30 protein-coding genes are annotated in these 26,110 nt (G+C 62.6%); 13 read left to right on the top strand and 17 right to left on the bottom strand.

What is annotated here, in order from left to right; translation table 11 throughout:
• Positions 1–224 precede the first annotated feature (224 nt).
• The 6 genes from hemN to AC07OT_RS25335 all read right to left on the bottom strand — a co-directional run bounded on the left by hemN (position 225) and on the right by AC07OT_RS25335 (position 5,807).
• Positions 225–1,610: an oxygen-independent coproporphyrinogen III oxidase gene (hemN, locus tag AC07OT_RS25360; protein ID WP_495109338.1), complete on the bottom strand. Its 1,386-nt coding sequence runs from the start codon at positions 1,608–1,610 to the stop codon at positions 225–227.
• A complete protein-coding gene (locus AC07OT_RS25355; protein ID WP_495109337.1) occupies positions 1,597–2,712 on the bottom strand; it encodes an oxygen-independent coproporphyrinogen III oxidase in 1,116 nt (371 codons plus the stop codon). Before AC07OT_RS25355 ends, hemN begins: the two co-directional genes overlap by 14 nt.
• A gap of 77 nt (positions 2,713–2,789) precedes the next feature.
• Entirely contained in the window at positions 2,790–3,233 is a 444-nt protein-coding gene (locus AC07OT_RS25350) for a hypothetical protein (RefSeq protein WP_141155301.1), read from the bottom strand.
• Positions 3,234–3,328: 95 nt separating this feature from the next.
• Positions 3,329–4,645, bottom strand: coding sequence for an OprD family outer membrane porin (locus tag AC07OT_RS25345; RefSeq protein ID WP_495109336.1), 1,317 nt, complete (start codon positions 4,643–4,645; stop codon positions 3,329–3,331).
• A 170-nt stretch (positions 4,646–4,815) separates the two neighbouring features.
• Positions 4,816–5,361, bottom strand: a complete 546-nt coding sequence (locus AC07OT_RS25340) for a putative natural product biosynthesis protein (RefSeq protein ID WP_495109335.1) — start codon at positions 5,359–5,361, stop codon at positions 4,816–4,818.
• Between the two features lie 62 nt (positions 5,362–5,423).
• On the bottom strand, positions 5,424–5,807 hold the full coding sequence (locus AC07OT_RS25335; RefSeq protein WP_495109334.1) for a DUF2946 domain-containing protein: 384 nt from the start codon (positions 5,805–5,807) through the stop codon (positions 5,424–5,426).
• 181 nt (positions 5,808–5,988) lie between these two features.
• Between AC07OT_RS25335 and AC07OT_RS25330 the strand changes: the two genes are divergently transcribed.
• Both AC07OT_RS25330 and AC07OT_RS25325 read left to right on the top strand, forming a co-directional pair.
• Positions 5,989–6,594, top strand: a complete 606-nt coding sequence (locus AC07OT_RS25330) for an SCO family protein (RefSeq protein WP_024074981.1) — start codon at positions 5,989–5,991, stop codon at positions 6,592–6,594.
• Entirely contained in the window at positions 6,594–7,061 is a 468-nt protein-coding gene (locus tag AC07OT_RS25325; protein ID WP_495109333.1) for a copper chaperone PCu(A)C, read from the top strand. The genes AC07OT_RS25330 and AC07OT_RS25325 overlap by 1 nt, the downstream gene beginning before the upstream one ends.
• A gap of 69 nt (positions 7,062–7,130) precedes the next feature.
• Here the strand turns inward: AC07OT_RS25325 and AC07OT_RS25320 are convergent, their stop codons facing one another.
• Positions 7,131–7,460 carry a DHCW motif cupin fold protein gene (locus tag AC07OT_RS25320; RefSeq protein WP_092357344.1) on the bottom strand — a complete coding sequence of 110 codons (330 nt, stop codon included), beginning with the start codon at positions 7,458–7,460 and terminating at the stop codon, positions 7,131–7,133.
• Positions 7,461–7,600: 140 nt separating this feature from the next.
• Between AC07OT_RS25320 and AC07OT_RS25315 the strand changes: the two genes are divergently transcribed.
• Positions 7,601–8,086 carry an HIT family protein gene (locus AC07OT_RS25315; RefSeq protein ID WP_495109332.1) on the top strand — a complete coding sequence of 162 codons (486 nt, stop codon included), beginning with the start codon at positions 7,601–7,603 and terminating at the stop codon, positions 8,084–8,086.
• Positions 8,087–8,244: 158 nt separating this feature from the next.
• Positions 8,245–9,066 (top strand): DUF8757 domain-containing protein, encoded by an 822-nt coding sequence (locus tag AC07OT_RS25310; protein ID WP_495109331.1) that lies wholly within the window; start codon positions 8,245–8,247, stop codon positions 9,064–9,066.
• Here the strand turns inward: AC07OT_RS25310 and AC07OT_RS25305 are convergent.
• Both AC07OT_RS25305 and AC07OT_RS25300 read right to left on the bottom strand, forming a co-directional pair.
• Complete coding sequence (locus AC07OT_RS25305) at positions 9,023–9,499, bottom strand: DUF488 domain-containing protein (protein WP_495109330.1); 477 nt, start codon at positions 9,497–9,499, stop codon at positions 9,023–9,025. The two genes, AC07OT_RS25310 and AC07OT_RS25305, sit on opposite strands and share 44 nt — an antisense overlap.
• 151 nt (positions 9,500–9,650) lie before the next feature.
• Positions 9,651–10,118 (bottom strand): GNAT family N-acetyltransferase, encoded by a 468-nt coding sequence (locus AC07OT_RS25300; protein ID WP_495109329.1) that lies wholly within the window; start codon positions 10,116–10,118, stop codon positions 9,651–9,653.
• A 334-nt stretch (positions 10,119–10,452) separates the two neighbouring features.
• Between AC07OT_RS25300 and AC07OT_RS25295 the strand changes: the two genes are divergently transcribed.
• Both AC07OT_RS25295 and AC07OT_RS25290 read left to right on the top strand, forming a co-directional pair.
• Positions 10,453–10,944: a GNAT family N-acetyltransferase gene (locus tag AC07OT_RS25295; protein ID WP_495109328.1), complete on the top strand. Its 492-nt coding sequence runs from the start codon at positions 10,453–10,455 to the stop codon at positions 10,942–10,944.
• An 18-nt stretch (positions 10,945–10,962) separates the two neighbouring features.
• Complete coding sequence (locus AC07OT_RS25290) at positions 10,963–11,388, top strand: GNAT family N-acetyltransferase (RefSeq protein ID WP_495109327.1); 426 nt, start codon at positions 10,963–10,965, stop codon at positions 11,386–11,388.
• Positions 11,389–11,447: 59 nt separating this feature from the next.
• On the opposite strand, the gene AC07OT_RS25285 is transcribed toward AC07OT_RS25290, so the two are convergent.
• Positions 11,448–12,635 carry a TPM domain-containing protein gene (locus tag AC07OT_RS25285; RefSeq protein WP_495109326.1) on the bottom strand — a complete coding sequence of 396 codons (1,188 nt, stop codon included), beginning with the start codon at positions 12,633–12,635 and terminating at the stop codon, positions 11,448–11,450.
• Between the two features lie 128 nt (positions 12,636–12,763).
• Here AC07OT_RS25285 and AC07OT_RS25280 point away from each other — a divergent pair, with 128 nt between their 5' ends.
• Together AC07OT_RS25280 and AC07OT_RS25275 are read left to right on the top strand one after the other, a co-directional pair.
• Positions 12,764–13,579: an alpha/beta fold hydrolase gene (locus tag AC07OT_RS25280; RefSeq protein WP_495109325.1), complete on the top strand. Its 816-nt coding sequence runs from the start codon at positions 12,764–12,766 to the stop codon at positions 13,577–13,579.
• Complete coding sequence (locus AC07OT_RS25275; protein ID WP_495109324.1) at positions 13,569–14,711, top strand: PAS domain-containing sensor histidine kinase; 1,143 nt, start codon at positions 13,569–13,571, stop codon at positions 14,709–14,711. The genes AC07OT_RS25280 and AC07OT_RS25275 overlap by 11 nt, the downstream gene beginning before the upstream one ends.
• On the opposite strand, the gene dapF is transcribed toward AC07OT_RS25275, so the two are convergent.
• The gene (gene dapF, locus AC07OT_RS25270) at positions 14,699–15,502 is read right to left on the bottom strand and encodes a diaminopimelate epimerase (RefSeq protein WP_447892816.1); all 804 of its coding nucleotides are present in this window, start codon (positions 15,500–15,502) and stop codon (positions 14,699–14,701) included. The genes AC07OT_RS25275 and dapF overlap by 13 nt on opposite strands.
• Positions 15,503–15,576: 74 nt before the next feature.
• Here dapF and AC07OT_RS25265 point away from each other — a divergent pair, with 74 nt between their 5' ends.
• Positions 15,577–16,080 carry a P-loop nucleotide/nucleoside kinase family protein gene (locus AC07OT_RS25265; protein WP_495109323.1) on the top strand — a complete coding sequence of 168 codons (504 nt, stop codon included), beginning with the start codon at positions 15,577–15,579 and terminating at the stop codon, positions 16,078–16,080.
• On the opposite strand, the gene AC07OT_RS25260 is transcribed toward AC07OT_RS25265, so the two are convergent.
• Positions 16,077–17,678, bottom strand: a complete 1,602-nt coding sequence (locus tag AC07OT_RS25260; RefSeq protein WP_495109322.1) for a L,D-transpeptidase family protein — start codon at positions 17,676–17,678, stop codon at positions 16,077–16,079. The two genes, AC07OT_RS25265 and AC07OT_RS25260, sit on opposite strands and share 4 nt — an antisense overlap.
• A 38-nt stretch (positions 17,679–17,716) precedes the next feature.
• Between AC07OT_RS25260 and AC07OT_RS25255 the strand changes: the two genes are divergently transcribed.
• Both AC07OT_RS25255 and AC07OT_RS25250 read left to right on the top strand, forming a co-directional pair.
• The gene (locus AC07OT_RS25255) at positions 17,717–18,430 is read left to right on the top strand and encodes a murein L,D-transpeptidase catalytic domain family protein (RefSeq protein WP_495109321.1); all 714 of its coding nucleotides are present in this window, start codon (positions 17,717–17,719) and stop codon (positions 18,428–18,430) included.
• Positions 18,431–18,460: 30 nt separating this feature from the next.
• Positions 18,461–19,207, top strand: a complete 747-nt coding sequence (locus AC07OT_RS25250) for a creatininase family protein (protein WP_495109320.1) — start codon at positions 18,461–18,463, stop codon at positions 19,205–19,207.
• Positions 19,208–19,475: 268 nt separating this feature from the next.
• On the opposite strand, the gene AC07OT_RS25245 is transcribed toward AC07OT_RS25250, so the two are convergent.
• Together AC07OT_RS25245 and AC07OT_RS25240 are read right to left on the bottom strand one after the other, a co-directional pair.
• Positions 19,476–19,808, bottom strand: a complete 333-nt coding sequence (locus AC07OT_RS25245; protein WP_495109319.1) for a YajG family lipoprotein — start codon at positions 19,806–19,808, stop codon at positions 19,476–19,478.
• 34 nt (positions 19,809–19,842) lie between these two features.
• A complete protein-coding gene (locus AC07OT_RS25240; RefSeq protein WP_495109318.1) occupies positions 19,843–20,487 on the bottom strand; it encodes an ATPase in 645 nt (214 codons plus the stop codon).
• 132 nt (positions 20,488–20,619) lie between these two features.
• On the opposite strand from AC07OT_RS25240, the gene AC07OT_RS25235 reads away from it, so the two are divergent.
• On the top strand, positions 20,620–20,892 hold the full coding sequence (locus AC07OT_RS25235; RefSeq protein WP_065941850.1) for a hypothetical protein: 273 nt from the start codon (positions 20,620–20,622) through the stop codon (positions 20,890–20,892).
• Here the strand turns inward: AC07OT_RS25235 and yfcF are convergent.
• Together yfcF and AC07OT_RS25225 are read right to left on the bottom strand one after the other, a co-directional pair.
• The gene (gene yfcF / locus AC07OT_RS25230) at positions 20,867–21,499 is read right to left on the bottom strand and encodes a glutathione transferase (RefSeq protein ID WP_065941849.1); all 633 of its coding nucleotides are present in this window, start codon (positions 21,497–21,499) and stop codon (positions 20,867–20,869) included. The two genes, AC07OT_RS25235 and yfcF, sit on opposite strands and share 26 nt — an antisense overlap.
• Before the next feature lie 96 nt (positions 21,500–21,595).
• Entirely contained in the window at positions 21,596–22,132 is a 537-nt protein-coding gene (locus AC07OT_RS25225) for a DUF924 family protein (protein ID WP_281114100.1), read from the bottom strand.
• A 120-nt stretch (positions 22,133–22,252) separates the two neighbouring features.
• Between AC07OT_RS25225 and AC07OT_RS25220 the strand changes: the two genes are divergently transcribed.
• Positions 22,253–23,407: an acetyltransferase domain-containing protein gene (locus AC07OT_RS25220; RefSeq protein ID WP_495109317.1), complete on the top strand. Its 1,155-nt coding sequence runs from the start codon at positions 22,253–22,255 to the stop codon at positions 23,405–23,407.
• 301 nt (positions 23,408–23,708) lie between these two features.
• On the opposite strand, the gene metE is transcribed toward AC07OT_RS25220, so the two are convergent.
• Positions 23,709–25,997, bottom strand: a complete 2,289-nt coding sequence (gene metE, locus AC07OT_RS25215) for a 5-methyltetrahydropteroyltriglutamate--homocysteine S-methyltransferase (RefSeq protein WP_495109316.1) — start codon at positions 25,995–25,997, stop codon at positions 23,709–23,711.
• Positions 25,998–26,110: the final 113 nt, after the last annotated feature.

Genomic DNA, 26,110 nt, shown 5'->3' with positions numbered 1-26,110 from the left:
CTTCGATGGCGGTGGCACTGCCGGCAGAGATGTTGGCTGACCCACCACTATCGGGGGCAAGCCCCCTCCCACATTTGGTCGCGGTTAACAGGTAGAAAGTGGCCCGGCTGTAGATCTCGTGGGCACCGCTGGTCCCCTGTGGGAGATGTCGAGCTTTAGCGAGGCTTCGATGGCGGTGGCACAGTTGGTAGAGGCGCTGGCTGACACACTGCTAACGGGGAGTGTCAGACGGTACGGGAGAATTGGCCTTTGTGGGCGCCGCCCAGGTAGGCGTCGAAGGCCATGGCCACGCTGCGTACCATCAGTTGGCCCTTGGGCAGCAGTTGCAGCGCGTCGTCCCGAACCAGCAATAAGCCGTCCGCCACCTGCTCGTCCAACTGCGTCAACGCTTGGGCAAAATACTCATTGAACCGAATGCCATGGGCCGCTTCCACCTGGGCGACATCGACGCGGCCGTCGCACATCAACCCATTGATCACCTCGCGGCGCAGTACGTCATCGGCGTTGAGCCGATAACCGCGTTGCACCGGCAGCATGCCCGCGTCGATGCGCGCGTAGTACTGGGACAGTTCCTTGACGCTCTGGCTGTAGCTGTCGCCGACCTTGCCGATGGCCGATACGCCCAGGCCGATCAGGTCGCAATCGGCATGGGTGGAGTAGCCCTGGAAGTTACGTTGCAGGCTTCCATTGACGCGGGCCAGTGCCAGCTCATCGTCAGGCAGGGCGAAATGGTCCATGCCGATGTAGACATAACCGGCCTCGGTAAGGCGGCGAATGGTCAGTTCCAGCAGCTCCAGCTTGCGCGCCGGGGGTGGCATGTCTTCGGGGCGGATCATGCGCTGGGCGCGGATCTGGCTCGGCAGGTGCGCGTAGCTGTAGGCGGCCACGCGGTCGGGGCGCAGGGCGATCAGCTTGCTCAGGGTCACGTCGAAGCTGGCCACGGTTTGCAGGGGCAGGCCGTAGATCAGATCGACACTCACCGACTTGAAGCGCGCCTCGCGGGCCGCCGCCACCAGTTGCAGGATCTGCGCTTCGCTTTGCACGCGATTCACGGCGGCCTGGACGTCGGGGTCGAAGTCCTGCACGCCGAAGCTCAGGCGATTGAAGCCCAGGCGGCGCAGGGTGTTGATGCGCTCGAGGCTGATGGTGCGCGGGTCGACCTCGATGGAGAACTCATGGGCGTCGCTGTCATCCAGGCTGAAGTTGTCCGCCAGGCAGGCCATCAGTTCGGCCAGTTGCGCATCGTCCAGATACGTCGGGGTGCCGCCGCCCAGGTGCAATTGGGTCAGGCGCCGGGAGCGCTCGAACAACGCGCCCTGCATCTGGATCTCGCGCTTGAGGTACGCCACATACTCGACGGCGCGATGGGTCTTGCGGGTGATGATCTTGTGGCAGCCGCAGTAGTAGCAAAGGCTCTGGCAGAACGGAATATGGATGTACACCGACAACGCCTTGGGCGCGGCGAGGTGGTGACTGGCGCGCACGGCCTGGTGATAGTCGTCCAGGGCAAACGCGCTGTTGAACTGCGGCGCGGTCGGGTACGAGGTGTAGCGCGGCCCCGGGCGGTCGTATTTGTGCACCAGGGCACGGTCGAACTCAAACGCCGTCATGGTCGATCACCTCGTCGTTGGCGCTGACAGGGGTGGCCAGGGGCTGGGTGACGTACAGACGCGCCGGGTCGGCGGTTTCGTGAAACCTGCCACAACAGGTGGCGAGCTGGCCGTTGCTCAGCTGAGCGCAGTACTCACGGGCATCCAGGGTGTTCTGGACACACAGCGTGTCGATCTGGCTGATGGCCCCCAGGCCAAAGCCGACATGATCGCAGTAGCCGTGCAGGGTGAAGCCTTCGCAGTTACGGCTCAGGCGTCCGCGCTCCTGGGCCTGTTTGAGGTCATCGTCGGTGCGGGCGAACTGGCCCAGGCCGATGTAGTGGTACCCGGCGGCGGCCAGGTGTTCAAAGCCGAGGCGGCGCATCGCGCGTTTATCCGCCGCGCTGCAAAACGCCTGGGATTGCCGGCCCTGGTAGCGCACCGGTGGCTGGGCGTAATCGAACAGTTGCAGGCGGTCAGGCTCCAGGGCAATCAGGCTGGCCAGTTTCTGCTCGAAACTGGCCGGCGTCTGCCAGGCATGGCCGTAGCCGAGGTCGATGTTCACTGAGCGAAACCCGAAGGTCCGCGCCGCATCCACCAGCGACTCGATGGGCGCCGGGTCCTGATAGCGTGCCTGGGACAGCGGCCCGTCCCGGTTGGCGTCGGGCACGCCGATGCTGGCGTGGTTGAAACCCTGGTCGCGCAACAGGCCCATGGTTGCCCAGTCGGTGTGCCAGGGGTCGAGGTCGATTCGGTAGTCGCCACGGTCGTGGTCGAGAAAGTTGAAGCGGCTGTGCAGGTGTTCCAGCAACGTGCACACCTGCTCGATCGTCGGCGTGGTGCCGCGCAGGTGAAAGTGCTCGACTGGTTGGCGCGGGCCGAGCTGGCAGCCGATCAGCTGGATTTCCTGGGTGAGGCTCTGCAGGTACTCAGCGCCGGCATCGCTTGCCGGCCAGTGCAGGTTCAGCGCCAGGGGCCGCTGGCGCTGGCGGCTGTCGCGCAGGGCGCGCAGCAGGTCGAGGGAGCCGACGCCGGCATGGAAGCGGCGCGTGTCCGTCTGGCACGCCAGGTCCAGCACGCCCTGGTCCTGACGAAAGCGGGTGGGATGAAGATGGCTGCGCATGGCGGACTCCGGAACGGGCGGCGGTGGTCCATTGTCCGGTGCGACCGCTGCGCGCACCTTGATATGCATCAAGGTCGCTACCAGCTGAGGTAAAACATGCCCTTGGCCAGCAGCACAATGGCGACCATGTGCACGAACAGGCTCAGGTGAATGAAATGGCTATAGCGCGCACTGACCTTGCCCCGGCGCATCCGCGCCATGGTCACCAGGAAGTGCAGCAGCACACTGGCGGCCAGGAACAACTTGAGGCCCAGCAACGTGCCGAACGAGGACGCCAGCGGGGCCGACAACGCCGGCAGGTAGCGCAGCCAGACCATGCCAAGCCCGGCGCCGAACAGCACCAGCAACACCCACGGCATCAACACCCGGGCACGCCGGGCGACGCCCTGCTCCACCAGCACCATCACCCGAATCGGCAAGTGCTGGTGCAGGTGCCCGAGGATCAGCACTTCGAAGAACACCGTGCCGATAAAGACCAGCGCGGCGAACAGGTGGGCCAATAGCAACAGGAGGTAGAGCATGCAAGCCTCGCAGAGGGACCGGCCGTGGGGAGCCCAGTGTGCGGGCTGGCGCACGGGGCGGCCTTGATGCCGGTCAAGCGTTGCTCCTGCCTGGCTTACAGCAACGGCAGGCTGTAGCTGACGATCAGCCGCGTCTCATCCTTGTCGGCGGTGTCATTGCCGCGCAGCACGGCGCTGCGCCAGGTCAGGCCCAGGCCCTTGAACGTGCCCGTGGGGATTACGTAGTCGACACGCACATCGCGCTCCCACTCGCTGTTGTCGCGACGCGCCGCGCGGATGTGGCTGCCGTGGATATAGGTCACGCTCGACTTCAGGCCCGGAACGCCCAGGCCGGTAAAGTCATAGGTGTAGTTACCCACCGTGGCCTGTTCGCCGGCGTTGACGAACTTCAACGACTGGGCGTTGGTGATCAGGTACAGCGAACGGCCCTGGCCCTGGTTGATGTGGGGGAAATCACTGGCGCCGGTGGTTTTCTGATACCCCAGGCCCACGGAATGCCCGTACACGCCATAGGTCAACATCGCGCTCCACAGGCGGTTGTCGACCTTGCCTGAGTTGACTCCCGGCGCGTAATACCCGGAACTCACATAGCCTTCACCGCGCCCGGCGGCGCTGCCGTTCTTGCCGTCGGCGGTGCTGTAGAAATAACGCAGATCGGTCTTGAGCTGCCCCACCGGCAACTGCCAGTTGTGCACCAGGCCGACGAAATGCTGCTGGTAGAAATTCTCCAGGGTCGCGTAGTAGTACTGCACTTGCAGTTGCCTGCTGACGGCGTAATCCACCCCGCCGTAGTAGAACTGGTTGCTGGACTTGCCCTTGGCCGGGTCATTGGCCCCGGCGATCGACAGGCCCTGGCCGTTGCTGGAGTTGCGGTCGAGCACCTGCTCCATTTTGCCGGCGATCAGGTTGAAGTCCTTGAGGTCCCTGGAATCGACCTGATAGCCACGGAACGTCTGCGGCAACAAGCGGCCGTCTTCGGACATCAGCACCGGCATCTTCGGCATCAAGGCGCCGACCTTGAGCTGGGTTTGTGAGATGCGCACCTTGCCGGTGGCGCCGGTCTTGCTGAAGTCATGGGCGGCCTTGCCATCGGACAACGGGAAAACGCTGCCGGGGGTGTTGTCTTCTCCGGCCTTGCCGGCGCGCCCCGAGGCATCCAGGCGCAGGCCATACATAGCCTGCAGGTCCAGGCCGAAGCCCACCAGGCCCTCGGTAAAACCGGACTGGTAGTTGAACATGAAGGCCTGGCCCCACTCCTTGTCCGACGGTGCCCTGGTGTTGCGGGTGTCCTGGTTGTAATAGAAATTGCGCAGGTCGAGGGTGGCTTTGCTGTCATCGATAAAACCCGCTGCAGCCGCCTGCTGCGCGGCGCCGAGGGAGACGGCGAACGCCAGGCACGTGGTGTGTTTCATGAAGGCTCCGTGAAGTGATTGAGGCGACCCCGTTACAGCCCAACCCTGTTGTTTGTCGGTCGGGTGGTGCTGCATTCAACGGGTGCGCGCACGGTATAGCCTTGGGCCGTGGGGAAACAGCCGCCAAAACCGTCAATCACTGTTGCGGTTTACGTAACAATCCCGCTCATTCAAGGCACCGGCAACCAGCCCTGGAATACCCCTGGGGAGGCGAGCGGACACCAGGCAAAATCCCATTGCGTGGCGGGGAGTGCCTGTTGTTCGGCGGCGGCACTGCGCGCGCCCTTCCAATCGAACACCGTCAGGCCTTGCCAGGCCAGGACCACTCCCTGGGCCTGGCTGTCATCCGTACTGATCCAACGCGCCGCCGCCGCTGCCATGAAGGTTTCGATGGGCTCTTCATCAATCTGCCCGCGATACGGCGACGCCAGCAGCCAACGGCACAGGTTCAGGTGCCAGGTCCAGTCCTGGGCCGGCTGGTTGCGATAGGCCCAGGTCATGAAGCTGCGAAACAGATTCAGGCCTTCGGGCGGGTCGAGCTTGAGCAGCGTCGGGCAGATGTCGAACAGGGTGTGCCAATACGGCAACAGGCGTGCATCCAGGTGCACAAAGCAGCGGGCATTGCTCGGGTAGTCCGGGCGTGCCGGTTCCGCGCGCAGGCGACGGGACGCCTGGCTGACCAGACGGCTGGCGCCGGCAGGCAAGTGATGGTTCATAAAGCACACTCACAGTCGTGACGATAGAACGCCCCCTGCTCACAGGAGGCCCAGGGCACACGTCAGAATGCGGGGGATGCGCGGGGGTTGGCCGAGGGCCAGGAATAACGCGGCGGCGCCTTGTTGCGCCGCTCATGGGCCGGGCGTGGGTTCTGCCCCAGGCCCAGCAACCAGGCCAGGCCGATCAGGAACACCAGAGCGACGGTCACGGCGTTGCACACCGGGCAGGCAAAGTAGTTCGAGATGTTACTGGAAGACGGCGCGCCCAGCCCTTTGTCGGAAAGTGGCGCCTGCTGGCCGTCCACTCCACAGAACGCGCCACCGATGCCATTGAGCTGCTGGCCCGTCATCTGGCCATGGCCCAAACCGCACACGAACAGGTTCATCAGCACGCAGAAGTACAGGGTCCAGACGATCAGGGAACGGTAGGGGTGGCTCGATTTCATGGCGGCGACTCTACCACCAGCGGTGCAAAAGGATGAAATCCAGCGTGCCCCTGTGGCAGAACGTCGCAGATTACGCGGGCTGGCCAGGGTTGGTAGACTTGGCGCCCTCCTCGTTTACTCCTATTCCAAGCCCGCCGAGTTGATTTCGCGCAATGCGGGCGTTTCACAGGATGCACCGTTGATGAGTACGTTATTCACCCGCCGCAAGGTCCTGACCGGCATGGGCCTGTTGGGCCTGGGCCTGCTGGCCGGTTGTGACAACAGCCCCAAGTTGAACTTCAAGTACGGCAAGGACTTGAGCGACAAGATCATGGGCCGCACCTTCAAGCTCAAGAACACCGAGGGCGACACCGTCACCCTCAGTTCCTACCGTGGCCTGATGCCGGTGGTGTTCTTCGGTTTCACCCAGTGCCCGGCCGTGTGCCCGACCACGCTGGCCCGCGCCGCCCAGGCCAAGAAACTGATGGGCCGCGACGGCGAGATCATGCAGGTGATCTTTATCACCCTGGACCCGGAGCGCGACACGCCGGAGATTCTCGACAAGTACGTCAAGGCCTTCGACCCCAGCTTTGAAGCGCTGTACGGCACCCCGGAAGAAATCGCCGTGGCCGCCAAGGAATTCGGGATCTTCTATGAAAAGATCCCCGCCGGCGACACCTACACCCTGTCCCACACGGCCACCAGTTTTGTCTTCGACACCCGTGGCAACCTGCGCCTGGGGTTGCAGGCATCCCTTACCGCTAAAGAGTGCGCAGAAGACCTGCTCACCGTCATGGAGGTCTGCTAATGACTGCCGTTCAACACCTCAAGCGCTTCACCCTTGGCCTCGCCCTGGTGGGCCTCGCCGCCCACGCCAGTGCCCAGGTGCAAGTCACCGACGCCTGGGTGCGCGCCTCGGTGCCGGGCCAACCGTCCAGCGGCGCGTTCATGACCGTGACCGCCGACAGCGACAGCAAGCTGCTCAGCGTGGCCTCGCCGGTGGCCAAGGACGTGCAGATCCATGAGATGAGCATGAAGGACGACGTGATGCGCATGGGCCCCGTGGACGCGGTGGCCCTGCCGGCGGGCAAGGCGGTCAAGCTCGACCCGGACGGCTACCACGTGATGCTGATGGGCCTGACCGGCCAGATCAAGGAAGGCGACCAGGTGCCGCTGACCCTGACGGTGCAGGACGCCAAGGGCGAAAAGCAGACCGTTGAGGTCCAGGCCACGGCGCGTGGGCTGGATGGCATGGACCATAGCATGATGCATTAAAGCAGCGGATTTAAGGGGGTGCCTGTTCCTGTGGTGAGTGAACTTGTTTCCTCACCACAAAGGTCCCCTTCAATCCACGATAAATAGCTTCGCCCCGACACTCGTCGAGGAACGATGCGCCTCCATGTCATTGCCCACCTGGTAACTCATCCCGGCCGTCAGCGTGAACCGGCGGCCGTCTTCCAGCTCGGTGTGCAACTCGCCTTCCAGGCACAGCAGCACATGCCCGCGCCGGCACCAGTGATCGGCCAGGTAGCCGGGACTGTAATCCACCCTGCGCACGCGGGTGGTGCCGAAGTGGCAGGTGCGCCATGAGGCACTGCCGCTGACGCCGGGGTGAAGCTCGGGTTCGAGGGTGGACCAGTCGGTGATGCCAAACGGGACAGCGGTGAGTTCCATGGTTTGCTCGGTCGTCAGTTAACGTGGCCTGAGGCTATCCACCTGACAACGTGCGCGATAGACACAGATCCCGTGGTTTTGTGGGATACAGGCGAGCGTGCTTGTTATCCTGCCCACCCTGCTCCCAAGGACACGTGCTGATGCAGATCGACCCCGCCTACATCCTGTTTGAGACCGAGCATTGGCTGCTCAACCATCACCTGGCTTCGAAGCTGCCGGGTTACCTGATGCTGGGTGCCAAGGCGCCAATTGATTCCCTCGCCGATATGCCGGAGGCCGCGTTGGCCGAACTGGGTGGACTGCTGGCGAAAACCCAGCGGGTCATGGAGGCGCAACTCAAGCCCAAGTGGTTGTATATCAGCCGCTATGGGCATCTGCCGGGGTTCCCGCTGCACTTTCATTTCATCCCGGTGTATGACTGGGTGGAAGATGCGTTCTGGCGGGATGAGCGTTATCGGCGGTTGCAGGATTTGGGTTCCCAGGACCTGGCAAAAACCCTGACCGATGGCGCGGAACTGACGCTGTTTGTGTGGCGGGAGTTTGGTGAGAGCCTGATGCCCCCGGCGATCAAAGGGCTGTCGGTTGAGCAGGTGATCGGGAGCTTGCGTGCGCATTTGCGTCACTGATGGAGATCCCCGGCGGGAGCTGACTTATCGGCACGGGTGGTGGTGTAGCATCAGAAATCGAAGTGCTGTGTCATGGTGTGCATGTGCCGTTACAAGTCTGTCTGGCAGCTTCCCGATGTCTGGATACAGTTCAGAAAAGACTTCTGGATATCGCCCCCATGAAACGCAAAGTTCGAATCTTGATCCTGTGCAAAACCTACCCTTCCCCGAGCGCAAAATATGCCGAAACATCCTGCGTTGCGGGGATGGATGAGGACGGCAATCTCATACGCCTGTATCCCGTACCGTTTCGCTTGGTGACTAGCGATCAGCAGTTTGCCAAGTGGCAATGGATCGAAGCCTCTATAGAACGCAGCCCGGCGGACCGCAGACCAGAAAGCCATAAGATCGGCGTCGACAGTATTTGTGTGGGCAAGCCCCTGCCCGCAGGCGATTGGTACGAAAGACGAGTATTGCTTGACAGACTGACGGTGTATGAAAGTTTTGATGCACTGGAAAAGGCCAGGATTGAGCATAACGTCACGCTAGGCCTGATCAGGCCGGCACGCATCGCAGCATTACGCATCCAGAAATCAGCCTCTACAGAATGGACCCCAGAGGAAATTGACAAGCTGCAATCGATGCAACGCCAACCCAGCCTGTTTGAAGAGCAGGAGCACGCCAGCATCAAGCGCCTGGAGAAAGTGCCCTTCGACTTTCATTACGTTTATGAGTGTTTGGTCGACGGTGAACTGAAAACCCATATCCACAAAATTGTCGACTGGGAAGCCAGTCAACTCTTTAGAAACGTGTATCGCAAACACGGTGTAAAAGGTTGGGAGGCCCCCTTTCGGCACAAGCTGGAAACCGATCTACCCGACAAAGACCTCATGCTGTTGATGGGCACGATCCATCGTTTTCCCAAACAGTGGCTGATCGTAAGCTTGATCTATCCGCCTAAGCGACAGAAAGAAAATGATCAACAAATAGCGTTGTTTTGACCGGCAGATGCTGAGCTTCCAGCGACGGTTCCACTTCCTGCGCGGCTTCGGCGATCAAACTGCGATGGCAAAAACTTGCGTCCGCCTCATAGCAGACCATGCAGACCCGCTGTTCAGCCGCGCTGCAAAGCAGCTCGCTCAACACAGTGCCTTGGGTGCGGATATAAGCCCTGAACTCACGCGCATAGGTGGCCCAATTACCGTCTTCCTTGTATTGCTTGCGTATGGGCTTCGGGCAGCCGAGCGACCGGATGTGCTCATAGGCGATCCCCTCCGCAGCCAGGCATTGGGCAAAGGCATTTTTGGAGAAGCCTTTCTTTCGCGACAGCGGGTATTCACGCACATCCAGCACCTTGTCGATCCCGGCCTGCTTGAGTCGCGCGATGAATGCGTCGATAGACAGTCCTTCGTAGCCTGCGGTGTAGAGGTTCATGCGGAGTCTCCTAGGGCCTCCCGGCGCGATCAAAAGGTAAAAAAGCGCCGGGACTATAACATCGCCGGTTATTGACCTGACTTTGCGGGTGACGGGCGGAGTAGATTATTGCGTAACAAGCCAATGGCGCTTTTTTGGTTGGAACTCCGTTTCAACCCATCTGTTTTTTCATCGGAATACACGCCAACTGCAACCCCGACGGCGAGTGATAAATCGCCTGTTCATCGCCCACGTAGCCGCACGCGCGATAAAAACTCGCGGCATTCAACGTCGCGTCCAGCACCACCTCTTCAATCGCCAGTTCCCGCGCGACCTGCTCAAGGTGATCCAGCATCGCCTTGCCATACCCGCGCCCGGTGAATGCAGGCAATACGAACAGTGCGCCGACTTCGTTGTTGACCAAATCGAGCATGCCGGTGGCCACCGGTTCACCGTTCAACCAGCCCAGGTAGAACGGTTTTTCCATCAGCGCGCTGTAGCCGTCCTCGGCCTTGCCACGGGTCCAGAGCGCCATTTGTTCGGCGGTGTAGGCGCCGATGCATTGGCTGCGGATGGCTGCGCGGCGGATGTCAAAAGCGGCGCTGGCGTCGGTGGGGGTGGCGCGTTTTATTTCCAGCATGGGTCCTTCCTTCATGGATTTTCATTGCCCGCCCGGGTGAATGAATAACGGAGGTGAGGGCGCTTGCTCCCGCTTTGGCGGGCTCCACACTGCCTCTTGAATGCCGTGCCCCTGACCAACATACATCGAAAACAGCACCCACCACCAAGCCTGGCGCGGACAAAACTGTGGGAGGGGGCTTGCCCCCGATAGCGGTGGATCAGTTATAGATGGGCTGATTGACACGCCGCCATCGGGGGCAAGCCCCCTCCCACAATTTCGATCTGTGTTCTGCCCAGAGTCCCAGCAAGGCCGTTATGATGTGGCCTTTCGCTCAACGCCCCAGGAAACGCCCATGCCCGCCCTCACCTTACGCAACGCCCTCCCCGCCGACGCCGCCCGTTGCTACGAGATTGAAATCACCGCCTACGAGGGCGACGAAGCCGCGACCCTGGAAAAGATCGCCACGCGCATTGCCCTATACCCGCAAGGCTTCCTGATCCTGGAAGCCGATGGCGAGGTGGTGGGTTTTATCAACGGCGGCTGCGCCCATGAAGTGGTGATGTCGGACGAGGCATTCAAGGAACTGGTGGGGCATTCGGCCGAGGCGCCGAATGTGGTGATCATGTCGGTGGTGGTCGACCCGGCGCATCAGGGCAAGGGGTATTCCAAGGTGCTGATGACCGAGTTCGTGCAGCGCATGCACGCCATGGGCAAGCGCACGATTCACCTGATGTGCAAGGAACAGCATGTGCCGTTGTACACCCGCATGGGCTACACCTATGTCCAGCCGTCGCCCTCGGATCATGGCGGCATGGCGTGGCATGAGATGGTGATGACGCTTTAACCAACGGAGGGTTTTGCAATGACCGCAGCGCTTATGGAAATCGGCGACCAGGCCAACCCCGAGGCCGAGCGTATGCTCGGCAACGGCCTGGCGGCGTTCAACGAAGGTATCGCCGGCTACAACGACCGCCTGCCACTGACGGTATTGCTCAAGGATCCCGAGACCCGGCAGACCGTCGGCGGCATCACCGGCAAAACCACCCTGGGCATGGCTTTTCTCGACCTGTTCCACCTGCCCGAGGCCCTGCGCGGCACAGGCCTCGGCAGCCGGTTGCTGCAAGCCTTTGAGCACGAAGCCCGGCGTCGCGGCTGCGCGAACGCGGTGCTGTATACCCTCAGTTTTCAGGCCCCGGGGTTTTATGAAAAGCATGGGTGGGTGCGGTTCGGGGAAGTCCCCTGTGAACCGGCAGGCAGCAGTCGCGTGTTTCTGTCCAAGCGGCTGTAACGTCCAGGCCTTTGCCAGGCCGCCGTTTGCAGCCTGGCGTCACGCCGAACAACCGCCGATTACCAACTCCCCGACGCCCCGCCACCGCCACTGGAACCACCGCCCCCCGAGGAACTGCTGCTGGAGCTGGAGCCGCTGGAACCCGAGCCGGAGCCGGAGCCGGAACTGGCGATGCTCTGCACAAACACGATAAACGCCACAAAAGAGGCCACTGGAATCGCCACGATCCAGCCCTGATACCCGTGCCCCAGCAGTGTCCCCGCAGCGACGTAGATGGCCATGACTGCCAGCGCACGCAGGAGGAAAAAGCGCGGGCGCTTTTTCCAGGATGCCCTGATGACGAAGAACAACCCGAGGTACAAGCCCAGCACCAACGCCCCGCCAAACGGCCACACCAGCCAATGGATATAACTGACCTCCACGAATCGGTTGGCGATCACCACCCCGGCGATGTAGGCCAACAGCCCTATCACGCAGTAGAACGCCGTGCGCGCCAGCCACAAGGCGCCGAAGGTGGCGCCGCCGATCAGGAGGGTCAGGGGCAGTACCAGCAGGTACATCGGCCATTCCCGGCCGCCGGCGAATGCCACCAGCGCCACGGTAACGACTGCCGTGGCGATCAACGCCCCACGCCAGCCCAGCTTGCGCGCGGCGACCAGCACGCCGCCGATGGCACCGCACACGAACGCCAGCAACACCGCAAGCGCCTCAAGACTGCCGCCCTGCCCGGCTACTTGCGGCAAGTCACCGCCATCCACCAGGACAACCAGGTCGTTCACGCCCTGCTCGACACCGCCAGCATAGTCGCCCTGGCGAAAGGCCGGGGTGATGTGTTCTTCAATAATCCGGTGGGCCAGCAGGTCGGTGACCGTGCCCTCCAGGCCGTAGCCAACTTCGATGCGCACCTTGCGATCATCCTTGGCCACTACCAGCAGGATGCCGTCGTTGACATCCTTGCGCCCCAGTTTCCAGGCACGGAACAGTTGGTTGGCGTAGTCCTCGATGCTCGCGCCACGGGTGGTGGGCACCAGCAACACCGCCACCTGCGCGCCTTTGCGGTGTTCAAGGGCGGCGAGTTGGTCTTGCAGACGGGTGGTGGTGCCGGCGTCGAGGGTGTTGGTGAGGTCGATCACCCGCTGGTCGAGGGCGACGCCGATGGGCGACGTCTCGGCCTGGGCGGTGATAAACAGGCTGGCAGACATCAATACCAGCAGAGTCAAGACGGATTGCCGCAACCACCGCATCATGTTTGTTACCTGAAGTTTCTTCCTGAAGGCGCTGACTTTACCCTATCGACGCTATAACGCGTGACCCAAAGCCATCGACTATCTAAACTGCAGCACACCTAGCAATACGCCATAACTTCGAGATCCCCATGGGCCTACTCCAGCGCAACAACGTCAACGTGATGGGTGACGGCCACTCGACCCTGGTGTTTTCCCATGGTTTCGGCTGCAACCAGGCCATGTGGAACTACCTTGCGCCGCAGTTCAAAGAGCGCTTTCGCGTGGTCCTGTATGACCTGGCGGGCGCAGGCCTGTCCGACCTCAACGCTTTCGACAAGGCCAAGTACAGCGCGCTGGACGGCTATGCCCGCGACTTGAACGAGATCATCGAGGCCTTTGCCGAGGGCCCGGTCATCCTGGTGGGGCACTCGGTCAGTGCCATGATCGGCACCCTCGCCGACCGCCTGGCCCCCGGCCGTATCGCCGCCCATGTGATGATCGGCCCGTCGCCACGCTATATCGATGACGATGGCTACGTGGGCGGTTTCAAGCGCGCCGACATCGACGACCTGCTCGACACCCTCGACAGCAACTACCTCGGCTGGTCCAGCGCCATGGCCCCGGTGATCATGGGCGCCCCCGGCCAACCGGCGCTGAGCGACGAGTTGACCGAAAGTTTCTGCCGCACCGAGCCGGAGATCGCCAGGCAGTTCGCGCGCGTGACCTTTATGTCGGACAACCGCCAGGACGTGATCGGCCTGCCCACCCCGGTGCTGATCCTGCAATCGAGTGACGATCTGATCGCCCCGGTGGCCGTGGGTGAATACCTGCACAGCGTGCTGCCCAACAGCACCTATTGCCTGGTGGACAACGTCGGCCATTGCCCGCACATGAGCGCGCCGCAGGCCTGCGCGGCGGCCATGGACGCCTTCCTCGTGCCGTGGATGGCCGCACGTGCCGGCTGATCTGTTCGACAGCGCCGCCTGCGCCCTGGCCGTCACCACGGAAGATGGCACGATCCTGCAGGCCAACGCGCGCCTCAGCGGCTGGCTGGGATTCAGCATCGCCGCGCTGCAGGGCCGGCGCTTCCAGGACCTGCTGAGCATGGGCGGGAGGATCTTCCACCAGACTCACCTGGCGCCCATGCTGCGCATGCACGGCAGCGTCACCGAGGTTAAGCTGGACCTGCTGCACCGCGATGGCCACAAGCTGACCTTGCTGCTCAACGGCAACAAACGCGAACAGGCCGGCGCCGTGGTGTACGACCTGGCGCTGTTCGGCACCACCGACCGCGACAAATACGAGCGCGAGCTGCTCAACGCGCGCCACCTCGCCGAAGCGCTGTTGCAGGAAAAAACCGCCACCGAAGTCGCGCTGCAACAAGCCCAGGCCGAACTGAACGAGGCCTACGCCATCGCCCAGCGTCGCGCCCTGTTTGCCGAGCAGATGGTGGCGATTGTCAGCCATGACCTGAAAAACCCGCTCACGGCGATCCGCATGGCCTCGGACTTTCTCAGCCGTGGCGAACGCACGCCCAAGGAGCGCCAACTGCTGGGGCACATCGGCCAGTCCTCCGAGCGCGCGCAACGCATGATCGCCGACCTGCTGGACTTTACCCAGGCACGGGTCGGCCACGGCATCACCATCAAGGCGGCGCCGCTGGACCTGCACGAGGTGATCCGTCGCGCGGTGGACGAACTGCGCGTGGCGTTCCCCAAGGCAACGCTGGAGCATCACGCACAGGGCCGTGGCGACGCCTGCCTGGATGCCGATCGCGTGCAGCAAATCATCGGCAACCTGGTCGCCAACAGCGTGGCCTATGGCGACCTGCAACGGCCGATTACCATCACCTCACGCCTGGATGGCGGCGCTTGCGAAGTGACGGTGCACAACCACGGCACGGCGATTCCGGCAGGTTTGCTGGCCGGGCTGTTCGAGCCCATGACCCGCGGCACCGACCAGGGCAGCGACGTGCGCAGCGTGGGCCTGGGCCTGTATATCGTGCGGGAGTTGGCCAAGGTCCATGGCGGCGATGTGGCGGTGAGTTCCTGTGCCACGGCCGGCACCACCTTCACGGTGACGTTTCAGAACAGGTAGGCACTGCCCTGCATGATCGGCTCCACACTGCCCGTCAACACCACACCGCCCTGCCCGTCCCAGTGCACCGTGACCGTACCGCCATCGCACTGCACCTGCACCGTGGCGTCCAGCAAGCCACGACGGATGCCATTGACCACCGCGCCGCAGCAGCACGAACCGGAACCCAGCGGCACACCGCCGCCACGCTCCCAGATGCGTAGGCGGATATGCCCACGGTCGAGCACCTGCACGAAATGCACATTGGTCCTGGCCGGGAACAGCGGGTGAATTTCCAGCGCCGGGCCGACGGCGGCCGGATCGATGGCGTTGATGTCGGCCACAAAAAACGTGCAATGGGGGTTGCCCATGCTGCACGCCGCCGGGTTGCCCGCCAGCGGTAACGTACCCGTATCCATGGCCTCGGCCAGCGGCACGGCCGACCAGTCCAGCGACGGCTCACCCATGTTGACCGACACTTGACGATCCGCTACCCGCACGCAGGTCAGCAGGCCCCGGTCGGTGCGCAGCACAACCGAATCGCTGCGGGTTTCATGCATCAAGCGGTCGGCCACCCCACGCGTGGCGCTGCCACAGGTTTGCAGCGGCGTGCCGTTGGGGTTCCAGAACTTGATGCGCGCAGCGGCGTCTTCGCAGTCGAGCACCACGGCCAGTTGATTGAAGCCAATGCCGGTGTGGCGATTGCCCAGGCGGCGGGCGACCTCGGGGGTGACAGGGTCGTCCAGGCCACGGCGGTCGATGATGATGAAGTCGTCGCCGTGGGCGTGCATCTTTGTGAACGGCAAGGTCATGGGCTGTCCTGGGGTCGACCGGTGGGGGAACTGGAGGATACCCTGAACCAACCCAACCTTATCGAGAGTCAAGCATGCTTATCGTCTTCAGCGGCCTGCCCGGCACCGGCAAGACCACGATTGCCCGCGAGTTGGCGCGCCAGACCGGTGCGGTTTACCTGCGCATCGATGTGATCGAACAGGCGATTCGCGACGCGGGCGTATTGGCAGGTGATGTCGGTGCCAGCGGCTACGGCGTGGCGAATGCGCTGGCGCTGAGTAACTTGCAGTTGGGCCATAGGGTCGTCGCCGATTGCGTGAACCCGGTCCAGGAAAGTCGGGCAGCCTGGGCAGCGACGGCCGCGACGGCAGACGTGGCGCTGGTCAATATTCAGGTGGTGTGTACAGACGCACACGAACACCGGCGCCGGGTGGAAACCCGTACGGGCGACATTCCTGGGTTGACGCCGCCGACTTGGCAGTCGGTATCGGCGCATGAATATGAGCGTTGGGACCAACCCGTGTTGACCCTGGACACGGCCTCCGCGACAGCTACCGAGGCCGTCGCATCGATCGTCGCCCACACGGCAATGCCCTAGAGCACACTCCCCATCGCCTTCATCAACACCAGGTCGCGCGCATAAATATCCGGCGCATACACCAGGTCACCCTGGCCGTCGACCTGCACTGTCCAGTAGCCCAGCAGCACCGGCACCGGGGTGGCCAGCCGGAATTCATGGGTCACGCCGGTGGCCAGCAGTTCATCGGTGCGCGCGCGTTCGGCCGGGCTGACCAGCAGGTCGCGCAACAGCAGCGGTTGTTCAACCCTTACGCAACCCGAACTGAAGGCCCGTGGGCCTTTGGTGAACAGCGGTTGGCTCGGGGTGTCGTGCAGGTACACCGAGTACGGATTGGGAAAGCGCATCACGATCTTGCCCAGCGGGTTGCGCGGACCGGCTTCCTGGCGCAGGAGGATATTGCCGGGGCGCGCCCAGTCGATATTTTCCGGCGCCAGCGGGTGCCCTTCGGCATCGAGCACTTGCAGGTTCTGCTGGCGCAGGTATTCGGGGTTGAGGCGGATGGCCGGGAGTTTGTCCTCGCGCATGATGGTGGGCGGGATGGTCCAGGTGGGGTTGAGGGTCAGCCGGGTGATGCGTGACTTGAGCAGCGGCGTCTGCCGTTCGGCGCGGCCCACTTGCAGGCGGGTCTGCCACACCGGGATGCCGCTCTGGTACACGCTCAGTTGCGCGGCGGCGACGTTGACCAGCACGCCTTCGGGCTCCAGGTCCTGGGCCAGCCAGCGGAAACGCTCGAGGTTGATGCGCAGCTGTTCGCGGCGCATGGCCGGGCTGATATTGAGTTCGGCCACGGTGCCGGCACCGATCACGCCGTCCGATTGCAGGGAGTGGCTGAGCTGGAAGGCCTTCACCGCCGCGACCAGTTCCGGACCGTATTGTTTGCCCGCGCCCCTGGGCTCCACGGGCAGGTAGCCACCGCTGTGGAGCCGACGGGCCAGTTCCGGGACGCGTGGGTCGTCCATGCCGGGACGCAATAACGGGCCGCTGCCAACCGGATCCCAATGGGGCAAGGGTTGCAGGCGCACCGTGGAATAGGCGTTGCGCAGGCTGCGGTACAGATCGGCGCTGGGGCGCGCCTGGTCAAAGGCTTGCGCCATGTTTTGCAGGCCGAGGGCAGCGAGGGCCAGCACTTCGGTGTCGGGGTCGCGAGTGGGCGGCTGCGAATGCCACAGCGGTTCGAAGCGCGATTGCTGCAGGCGCCCGTAATGCAGATCCTGCAGGGCTTGCAGGTAGTGCTGGCTGATGTCGATGTCGCTGCACAGCACATTGGCCGTGGCATCCGCCGCAGGCAGACTATAGTGGGTGGGGTCCAGCCCGTCATCGGCGAGCAGCTGCAATTGGGCGTGCAGTGCCTCGCGGCGATCATTGGCGGACCACAGCGGCCCATTCCCCTGCTGCTGGTAGAACGCCTGCAGGCGCAGTTGCGCGGCAGCGTCTATCTGCGCGGCAAGGCCCGGGCAGACACCCGGCAGTTGCGCCAGCGCCTGCTGCAGCGGGGTCAGTTCGACCGGCGCCGGCGTGGTGACCGGCAATGGCTCGACTGGCAGCACGTCGGCTGTGGCGACCAATGGTGCAACGAGCAGGCAAATGCTCAAGTAACATGCGTGTTTTTTGAACAATAGCTTTGCTCCAATCCACAGTGGGGGATGTACTGTAGATGCTGACTTTTATATGCCGCCTTGGTGTGGTCACCATGGGCCTGGCTTTACTGAGCAATTCTGCGCTCGCCGCCAATGGCAACCCTCCTTCCTTGTATAACAGCCTGGCGCGCTCGGCTCCAGAACTCAATCCCACCGTACTGAAAAGCGCCCTGAACGCCGTGCAGTGCGCGGTCAATAACGGCGAGGAACGCTCCGAGCGCCTGGCCGTGATTGACTATTCCCAGCCGTCGACCGCCCGTCGGCTGTGGATCTTCGACCTGCGCAAGAAAACCCTGGTGCTGCGCGACCTGGTGGCCCACGGCGCCAAATCCGGGGAAAACTTCGCCACCCAGTTCTCCAACCTTGAAGGCAGCCACCAATCCAGCCTGGGCCTGTTCCGCACCCAGGAAAGCTACCTCGGCACCCATGGCTACTCGCTGCGCATGGACGGCCTGGAGCCCGGCTTCAACGACCAGGCCCGCGACCGCGCCCTCGTGATTCACGCCGCCGACTACGTCAGCCCCTTGTGGAGCAAGCGCGAAGGCCGCATCGGCCGCAGCCAGGGTTGCCCGGCCGTGCGTCCGCAGGTGGCGCGCCAGGTGGTGGACAAGCTCAAGGATGGGCAGTTCATGTTTTCGTGGTACCCCGACCAACGCTGGTTGAAGTCCTCGACGTACCTCAATTGCAAACCCCAGCAGGTGGCGAGTAGTCGTACAATCCGTGGCGGTTAGCCTGTCCCCACAGATAAAAGAGAGCTTCGCATGCTTCTACATCAATCGACCTGGATCGAGATCGGGCAGTTCCTGGAACGCAGCCGCACGGTGGTGATCCCCATCGGCTCCAACGAACAACACGGCCCCACCGGCCTGCTGGGCACCGACTGGATGTGCCCGGAAATCATCGCCCATGAGGCGCAAAGGCACGCCGACATCCTCATCGGCCCGACCTTCAATATCGGCATGGCCCAGCACCACCTGGGTTTCCCCGGCACCATTTCCCTGCGCCCTTCCACCTTTATCGCTGCGATCGGCGACTGGGTGCGCTCGCTGGCCGGGCATGGCTTCGACAAGATCCTGTTTCTGAACGGTCACGGCGGCAATATCGCCACGATCGAAGCGGCGTTTTCCGAGCTGTACGCCGAGGCGAGCTTCGGCCGCCGCCCTGCCGGGTTTGCGTTGAAGCTGGTGAACTGGTGGGACCTGGAAGGCGTCACTGACCTGGCGCACCGCCAATTCCCGGTGGGCCATGGCAGCCATGCGACGCCTTCGGAAATCGCGGTGACGCAGTGGGCGTACCCGCACGCGATCAAATCGGCCGACTACTCCCCGCAGATCGCCAACACCGGGCCGATCCGTGAGGCCCTGGACTTCCGCGCACGCTTCCCCGACGGGCGCATGGGCTCGGACCCGGCGCTGGCGACGGTGGAGAAAGGTGGGGAGCTGGTGGCACTGGCGGCTCAAGGGCTGGTGAAAACGGTTAACAGCTTCAGCAACGAAGCCAGACCTTAGGCCTTATGCAGATTCAAATGTGGGAGGGGGCTTGCCCCAATGCCAGTCAGTTAAGGAGGAACACTGTAACTGTGGTGAGCGGGCTTGCCCCGCGTTGGGCTGCGCAGCAGCCCCCAATAAGAGCACTGCAGTGTGCCAGACAGCTCCGGGGCCATGTTTTGGGGCTGCTTCGCAGCCCAACGCGGGCAAGCCCGCTCGCCACAGGTGACGGGTTGCCCGTTCTGTCCCTTAACTGACCGGCGTTGGGGCTTGCCCTATCCCACATGGGTTATCTGCAGTCCTGCGCCACCTGTTCAAGCCGCGACGGCGTAATGGTCGACGCCATCGGCTTGCGCTCGTACAAAAACACCTTGCCGCCGTCCCCCGCCTTGTAGACCTCCAGCACGTCATCGGCGGCAATCTTGCTGGTCAACACCAGCTTGGCGTGGCGCGAGTTCTGGGTCACCGTCGACGTGATCCCGTGCTTTTCCAGCTTGGGAAGCAGGCATTGCACATAGGCTTCCGGGCTCTTGCCGGTTTGCAGGGTCAAGGTCGGATTATTGGGGGCGGAAACACAACCGGCCAGCAACAGGGTCGCGGCCGGTACGAAAAAAGAGCGCATGAAAAAATCCTGAGTCTAAAAATAAAGGTTCACATCAACCCGCGCGAACCAGCGCCTTGAGCGAGGCATCGAACTGCTTCAGCGCATCGAGCTGCACATCCCGCTGCTGCTCGATCCGCGCGGCAATCTCCGGTGCGGCCTTGTCGTGCACCCACACCGATGGCACCTGCCTGTGCACCGAGCCTTCGGCCTTGGCGATGTATTGCAGGTTCGCGTCATAAAACCGTGCGATAAAACGCGCTTCGACCTGATCGTTGCGCTGGGTCAGCAATTGGTTATGGGTATCGAGCATCACCACCACATCGGGGCGAGCCTGCACCAGGGCATCCAGGTTGTCGTAGACCGTCACCGACAAAAAGATTCCCTGCAGCGAGCCCATCAACCAATCAATGGCCAGTTCCGGGTCGGAGCTGTTGACGAACGCCTCGCGGATACGTGCGTCAAGGGCATCCCTGGCGCCGTTCAAGGCCATGTCGTGGTAGCGTTCGAGGTAGCTGAGGTTGTCGCGGGTGTTATCGCTTAACAACACACCCACCGATTGCGCATGCTGCAGGGAGTCTACGCTACCGGCGATAGGTAGCAAATGGCCTGCACGCAATTCATCAGCGATCGCTGCGTTGTTGACGATCACAGTGCCCAGCATCAGCATCATTAAACCCAGCTGAATCAACGTCCTCATCGCGCATTTCCTTGAACAGCGTCTCGATGCAGGCGATTTTGCGCTTTTCCTGAAAAAACAGAACTTGCGTTGCATGATGGTGACTATTATCTGAACCGATAGTGCTCACATAAAACCTATAAGGACCACGCCATGAAGCCCCACCAGAAAACCTTCGACCGCATCCGCGAAGCCGTCTTGCCGGAGTTTCGCGAACGGGTCGCCGATTACCTGCTCGACTATGAACAGGTACTGCTGGATGAGGCGTCGGAGGCCGACCAGGTGCACGCCAGCGCCCAGCAGTTGCGCGGCTACCTGCGTGGTTTGAACACCACGCGAGTGCTGGGCATGGCCGATTGGGAAGACCTGGACCGGCGCGTCATGCAGATGACGGCCAGCGCTACAGCGCAGGACGTTGCAGGTTGATCCACGCCTGCACGGACGGCCGGCGCCACTGGCGCTGCGCATAGGCCACCAGCTCGGCAGGTACGCTGTCGCCGTTGAGAATCAGGCGATTGAGCATCACCGCCAGGTCCACGTCAGCAATGCACCACTCACCGAACAAGTACGAAGGGTTGCCCGCCAACAGCACCTGTGCAGCACTGATCAAGCGCCGGGCTGCCCCTTGGGCGTTGGCTGACAACGGCGGCATTTTCTGCCCATAAAACACCACCAGGGTCGAACGCTCCTGGCGAATCGGCAGCAAATCACTGCGCAACCACGCCTGCACCTGTCGTGCCCTCGCCCGCTGTTTGGGATCGGCCGGGTACACGGCTGTCTCGGGGTAGGCCTGGTCCAGGTATTCGGTAATCGCGGAGGATTCCGACAGGGCAAAATCGCCTTCCAACAGGGTCGGCACGCGCTGGGTCACGGATAGCTGGGCAAAGTCGGCCGTCTGGTTCTGCGCGGCGTCGAGGTCCAGGGTGACCAGGTCGAAGGCCAGGCCTTTTTCCCGCAGGGTGACGAACACCGACATCGCGTACGGGCTGGTGTAGAGCGAATCAACGTAGAGGCGCAACGGAGGCTGGTTCATAACGGGGCTCCTTGGGTGAAGCCCTACGCTACGAGATGCGCGCCGAGAAAGACAATGCGCGGTTTTTATGGGGGCATTCCCGGGCGGAATAGCGGGTTAACCGGCAAACCCGCCCTTGTCCAGAAAGGCGCGCTCTTCATCCGTGGTGACCCTGGCCAGCACCGCATTGCGATGGGGAAAGCGCCCGAAGCGCTCGATGATCTGCGCGTGTTCCTTGGCCCAGCGGTAAGTGTTGGCATCCAGTTGCTGATTGAGGGTCAGGGAGCGTTGCTGGTCCCTTGGGTCTTCCGAGTGTTCGAACGGCAAATAACAGAACGCGCGCAATGCCGGCTCCACCTGCTGGTCGAGCCCGGCGTCCACCATGCGCTGGGCGTACAGGCGCGCCAGCGGGTCGGTGGCGAACATGTGCGCGGTGCCGCGAAAGGCGTTGCGTGGGTATTGGTCGAGCAGGATCAATAAGGCCAAGGCGCCTTCGGCCGAATCCAGCCAGCTTTCCAGCTCGCGCCGGGCGGCTTGCAGGTGGGTGGCGTGGAAGGTGTCGCGGAAGGTGGCGTCGAACCCATCGTCCTTGGCGAACCAGCGTTTGGGGCCGGCGTGCCGCCAGAAGTCGATGACGGTTTGAGGGGTGCTCATGCTCAGGGTCTCCGGATGTGAGTTCACTGACGGTATCAGAAGCGGGATCAACGGAGGGCAACGCGTTGATTAATGTTATAGGATAACGCCAGTTTTCCGCCCTGCCCTGTGATTCCGCCCATGACCGATGTCGTTCCCCTGCGCCAACGCCTGCTATCCATCGACGCCCTGCGCGGCCTGGTGATCCTGTTCATGCTGCTCGACCACGTGCGCGAAACCTTCCTGCTGCATCGGCAAGTCAGCGACCCGATGAGTATCGACAGCACCGAGCCCGCGCTGTTTATCAGCCGCACCCTCGCCCACCTGTGCGCGCCGGTGTTTGTGTTGCTCACGGGGTTATCAGCATTTTTATACGGCCAGAAATACCAGGGCCGCCGCGATGTGTCGGCGTTCCTGTTCAAGCGCGGGGTGTTCCTGGTGGTGCTGGAGTTCACCCTGGTCAACTTCGCCTGGACCTTCCAGTTGCCGCCCAGCGTGATCTATCTGCAGGTGATCTGGGCGATTGGCATCAGCATGCTCGCCCTCGCCGCCCTGGTGTGGTTGCCGCGCCCGCTGTTGATCGTGCTGGCGCTGGTGATCATCGGCGGGCACAACCTGCTGGATGGCCTGCACTTCGACCCAAGCTCGGCGCTGCATATTCCGTGGACGATCCTGCATGAACGCAGTTGGATTGACGTGTCCGACAGCCTGCGCCTGCGCACGACCTACCCGGTACTGCCGTGGATCGGCGTGATTGCCCTGGGTTACGGCCTGGGACCGTGGTTTGCCAATGCCACACTGCCCGCCGTGCGCCAGCGGTATTTGCTGCTCGGCGGCTTGGGTGCGTTGCTGGGGTTTGTGCTGTTGCGTGGGCTCAATGGCTACGGCGAGAAACCCTGGCAGGCATATGACAACGGCGTGCAGACGCTGATGAGCTTTTTCAACGTCACCAAGTACCCGCCTTCGCTGCTGTTCCTGGCGTTGACCCTGGGCATTGGACTGTTGCTGTTGCTGGCGTTTGAACGCGCGGGGCATCGACGCTGGATCGGCGTGTTGGCGGTGTTTGGTTCGGTGCCGATGTTCTTTTATCTGCTGCACCTGTATGTGCTGAAAGTGCTGTATGTCGCCTGTGTGGCGCTGTTTGGCCTTAACCATGGCAACTACTTTGGCTTCGACAGCATGGGCGCGGTGTGGCTGGTGGCGTTGGTGTTGCCCCTGGCGCTCTACCCGCCGGTGCACTGGTTCGCCGGGCTCAAGGCCCGCCGCCGCGACCTGGCGTGGCTCAAATACCTCTAATCTGACGCAGATCCAAATGTGGGAGCTCGCCCATACTCATCGTGGCATAGGTATCTACACAACTTTCAGAGACTGGCGAGTTCCCCTGTGGCGAGCGGGCTTGTCCCGCGTTGGGCCGCGTAGCGGCCCCAAAACAGCCGCTATGGAGTTTCTGATACACCGCATTCTGCTTTACTGGGGCTGCTGCGCAGCCCAACGCGGGACAAGCCCGCTCACCACAGGGAGATTTGTCAGAAGCTGAAAAGTTGTGTAGATACCCATGGCTATCGGGGGCAAGCCCCCTCCCAAATTTTTTACGGGGTTAAGCCAACTCGGCCCGTAGCTGGCGAGCCGCGGTGACCATGTGAATCAACGCCGCCTCCGTCTCCGGCCAACCGCGTGTCTTCAACCCGCAATCCGGGTTCACCCACAGGCGCTGGGCAGGAATCCGTTTCGCCGCCTTGCGCAACAGGTTGGCCATTTCCGAGGCATCCGGCACCCGTGGCGAGTGGATGTCGTAGACGCCCGGGCCGATGTCGTTGGGGTAGGCGAAGGCTTCGAACGCGTCCAGCAACTCCATGTCCGAGCGCGAGGTCTCGATGGTGATCACGTCGGCATCCATGGCGGCGATGGACTCGATCACATCGTTGAATTCGCTGTAGCACATGTGCGTGTGGATCTGGGTTTCATCGCGCACACCCGAGGCGCACAGGCGGAACACTTCGGTGGCCCAGTCCAGGTAGTGCTGCCAGTGCGCCTGGCGCAACGGCAAGCCTTCACGGAACGCGGCTTCGTCGATCTGCACGATCTGGATGCCGGCAGCTTCCAGGTCGACCACTTCGTCGCGAATCGCCAGGGCCAGTTGCCGCGCCTGCACTTCGCGGCTCACGTCTTCGCGGGGGAACGACCACATCAGCATGGTCACAGGTCCCGTCAGCATGCCCTTCATCACCTTGCGGGTCAGGCCCTGGGCGTAGCGGATCCACTCCACCGTCATCGCCTTCGGGCGGCTCAGGTCGCCGAAGATCACCGCCGGTTTCACGCAACGCGAACCGTAGCTCTGCACCCAGCCGAAGCGGGTAAATACATAGCCATCCAGTTGCTCGGCGAAGTACTCGACCATGTCGTTACGCTCGGCTTCACCGTGCACCAGCACGTCCAGGCCGAGGTTTTCCTGCACCTCGACGGCGTGACGAATCTCGCTGTGCATGGCTTCGACGTATTCGGCCTGGCTCAACTTGCCTTGCTTGTAGGACTGCCGCGCCAGGCGGATCGATGCGGTCTGCGGGAACGAGCCGATGGTGGTAGTCGGGAACAATGGCAGATTCAGGCCGGCACGCTGGCGCTCGATACGCTGGGTAAACGGCGACTTACGCTGGCTGTCCTGACGGGTAATCGCCGCCACCCGCGCTTGTACCGCAGGCTTATGGATACGCGGCGAGGCCGCGCGGGCCGCCTGCACTGCGCGGCTTTCGGCCAGGGCAGCAAGGACGTTGGGCGCTTCAGGCTGATTAACCGCTTGCGCCAGCACCGCCACTTCGGCGCATTTTTGCACGGCGAATGCCAGCCAGCTTTTCAACTCGGCATCCAACTGGTCCTCACGTTCCAGGTCCACCGGGCTGTGCAGCAAGGAGCAGGACGGCGCCACCCACAGGCGATCGCCCAATTTCTCATGGGCGTGCTGCAGGATGGCCAGGGCGTTTTCCAGGTCGCAACGCCAGACGTTACGGCCGTTGACCACGCCCAGGGACAGCACTTTATAAGCCGGCAGGCGGTCGAGAATGGTCGGGTACTGCTCCGGCGCGCGCACCAGGTCGATGTGCAGGCCATCCACCGGCAGGTTCGCGGCCAGGCCAAGATTCTCTTCCAGGCCGCCGAAGTAGGTCGCCACCAGCTTTTTCAGCGGGTCGCGCTGGATCAGGTTATAGGCACGCTCGAAGGCGTTTTTCCATGCCTGCGGCAGGTCGAGGACCAGGATCGGCTCGTCGATCTGCACCCATTCCACGCCGAGGTCGGCCAGGCGCTGGAAGATCTGGCCGTATAACGGCAGCAGGCGCTCAAGCAGGTCGAGCTTGTCGAAATCAGCCCCCTTGGCCTTGCCCAGCCACAGGTAGGTCAGCGGGCCGATCACCACCGGCTTGACGGTGTGGCCCAGGTCGCGGGCCTCCTGGACTTCTTCGAACAGCTGCTCCCAACCCAGGTGGAATTGCTGGTCGGCGCTGAATTCAGGCACCAGGTAGTGGTAGTTGGTATCGAACCACTTGGTCATTTCCTGGGCATGGGCACCGCCGCAGCAGCTGTCGCTGACGCCACGAGCCATGCCGAACAGGGTGTCGAGGGTGGCCTGGCCATCGGCCGGACGAAAACGCTCGGGGATCACACCGAACATCAGCGAGTGGGTCAGCACCTGGTCGTACCAGGCAAAATCACCGGCGGGCAGCAACTCGATACCGGCCTGCTTTTGCAGGTCCCAATGGGCCTTGCGTAGTTCACGGCCGATGGCACGCAGGCCGGCTTCGTCCAACTCGCCCCTCCAGAACGCTTCCTGCGCTTTTTTCAGTTCACGATCGCGTCCAATGCGCGGAAATCCGAGGGAATGAGCGACTGCCATGACTTACAACTCCACTGTAGGTATTCAATGGCAGCCATTGTCGGCACACGAGCATAGTGAGACAAACTCATTTTATTCCAGATGATCACAAGATCTGCTCATGTTACCAGCAG

It is taken from the genome of Pseudomonas sp. GW821-FHT09C10 (assembly GCF_059418085.1).
This window is presented reverse-complemented; position numbering and strand designations above follow the sequence as displayed.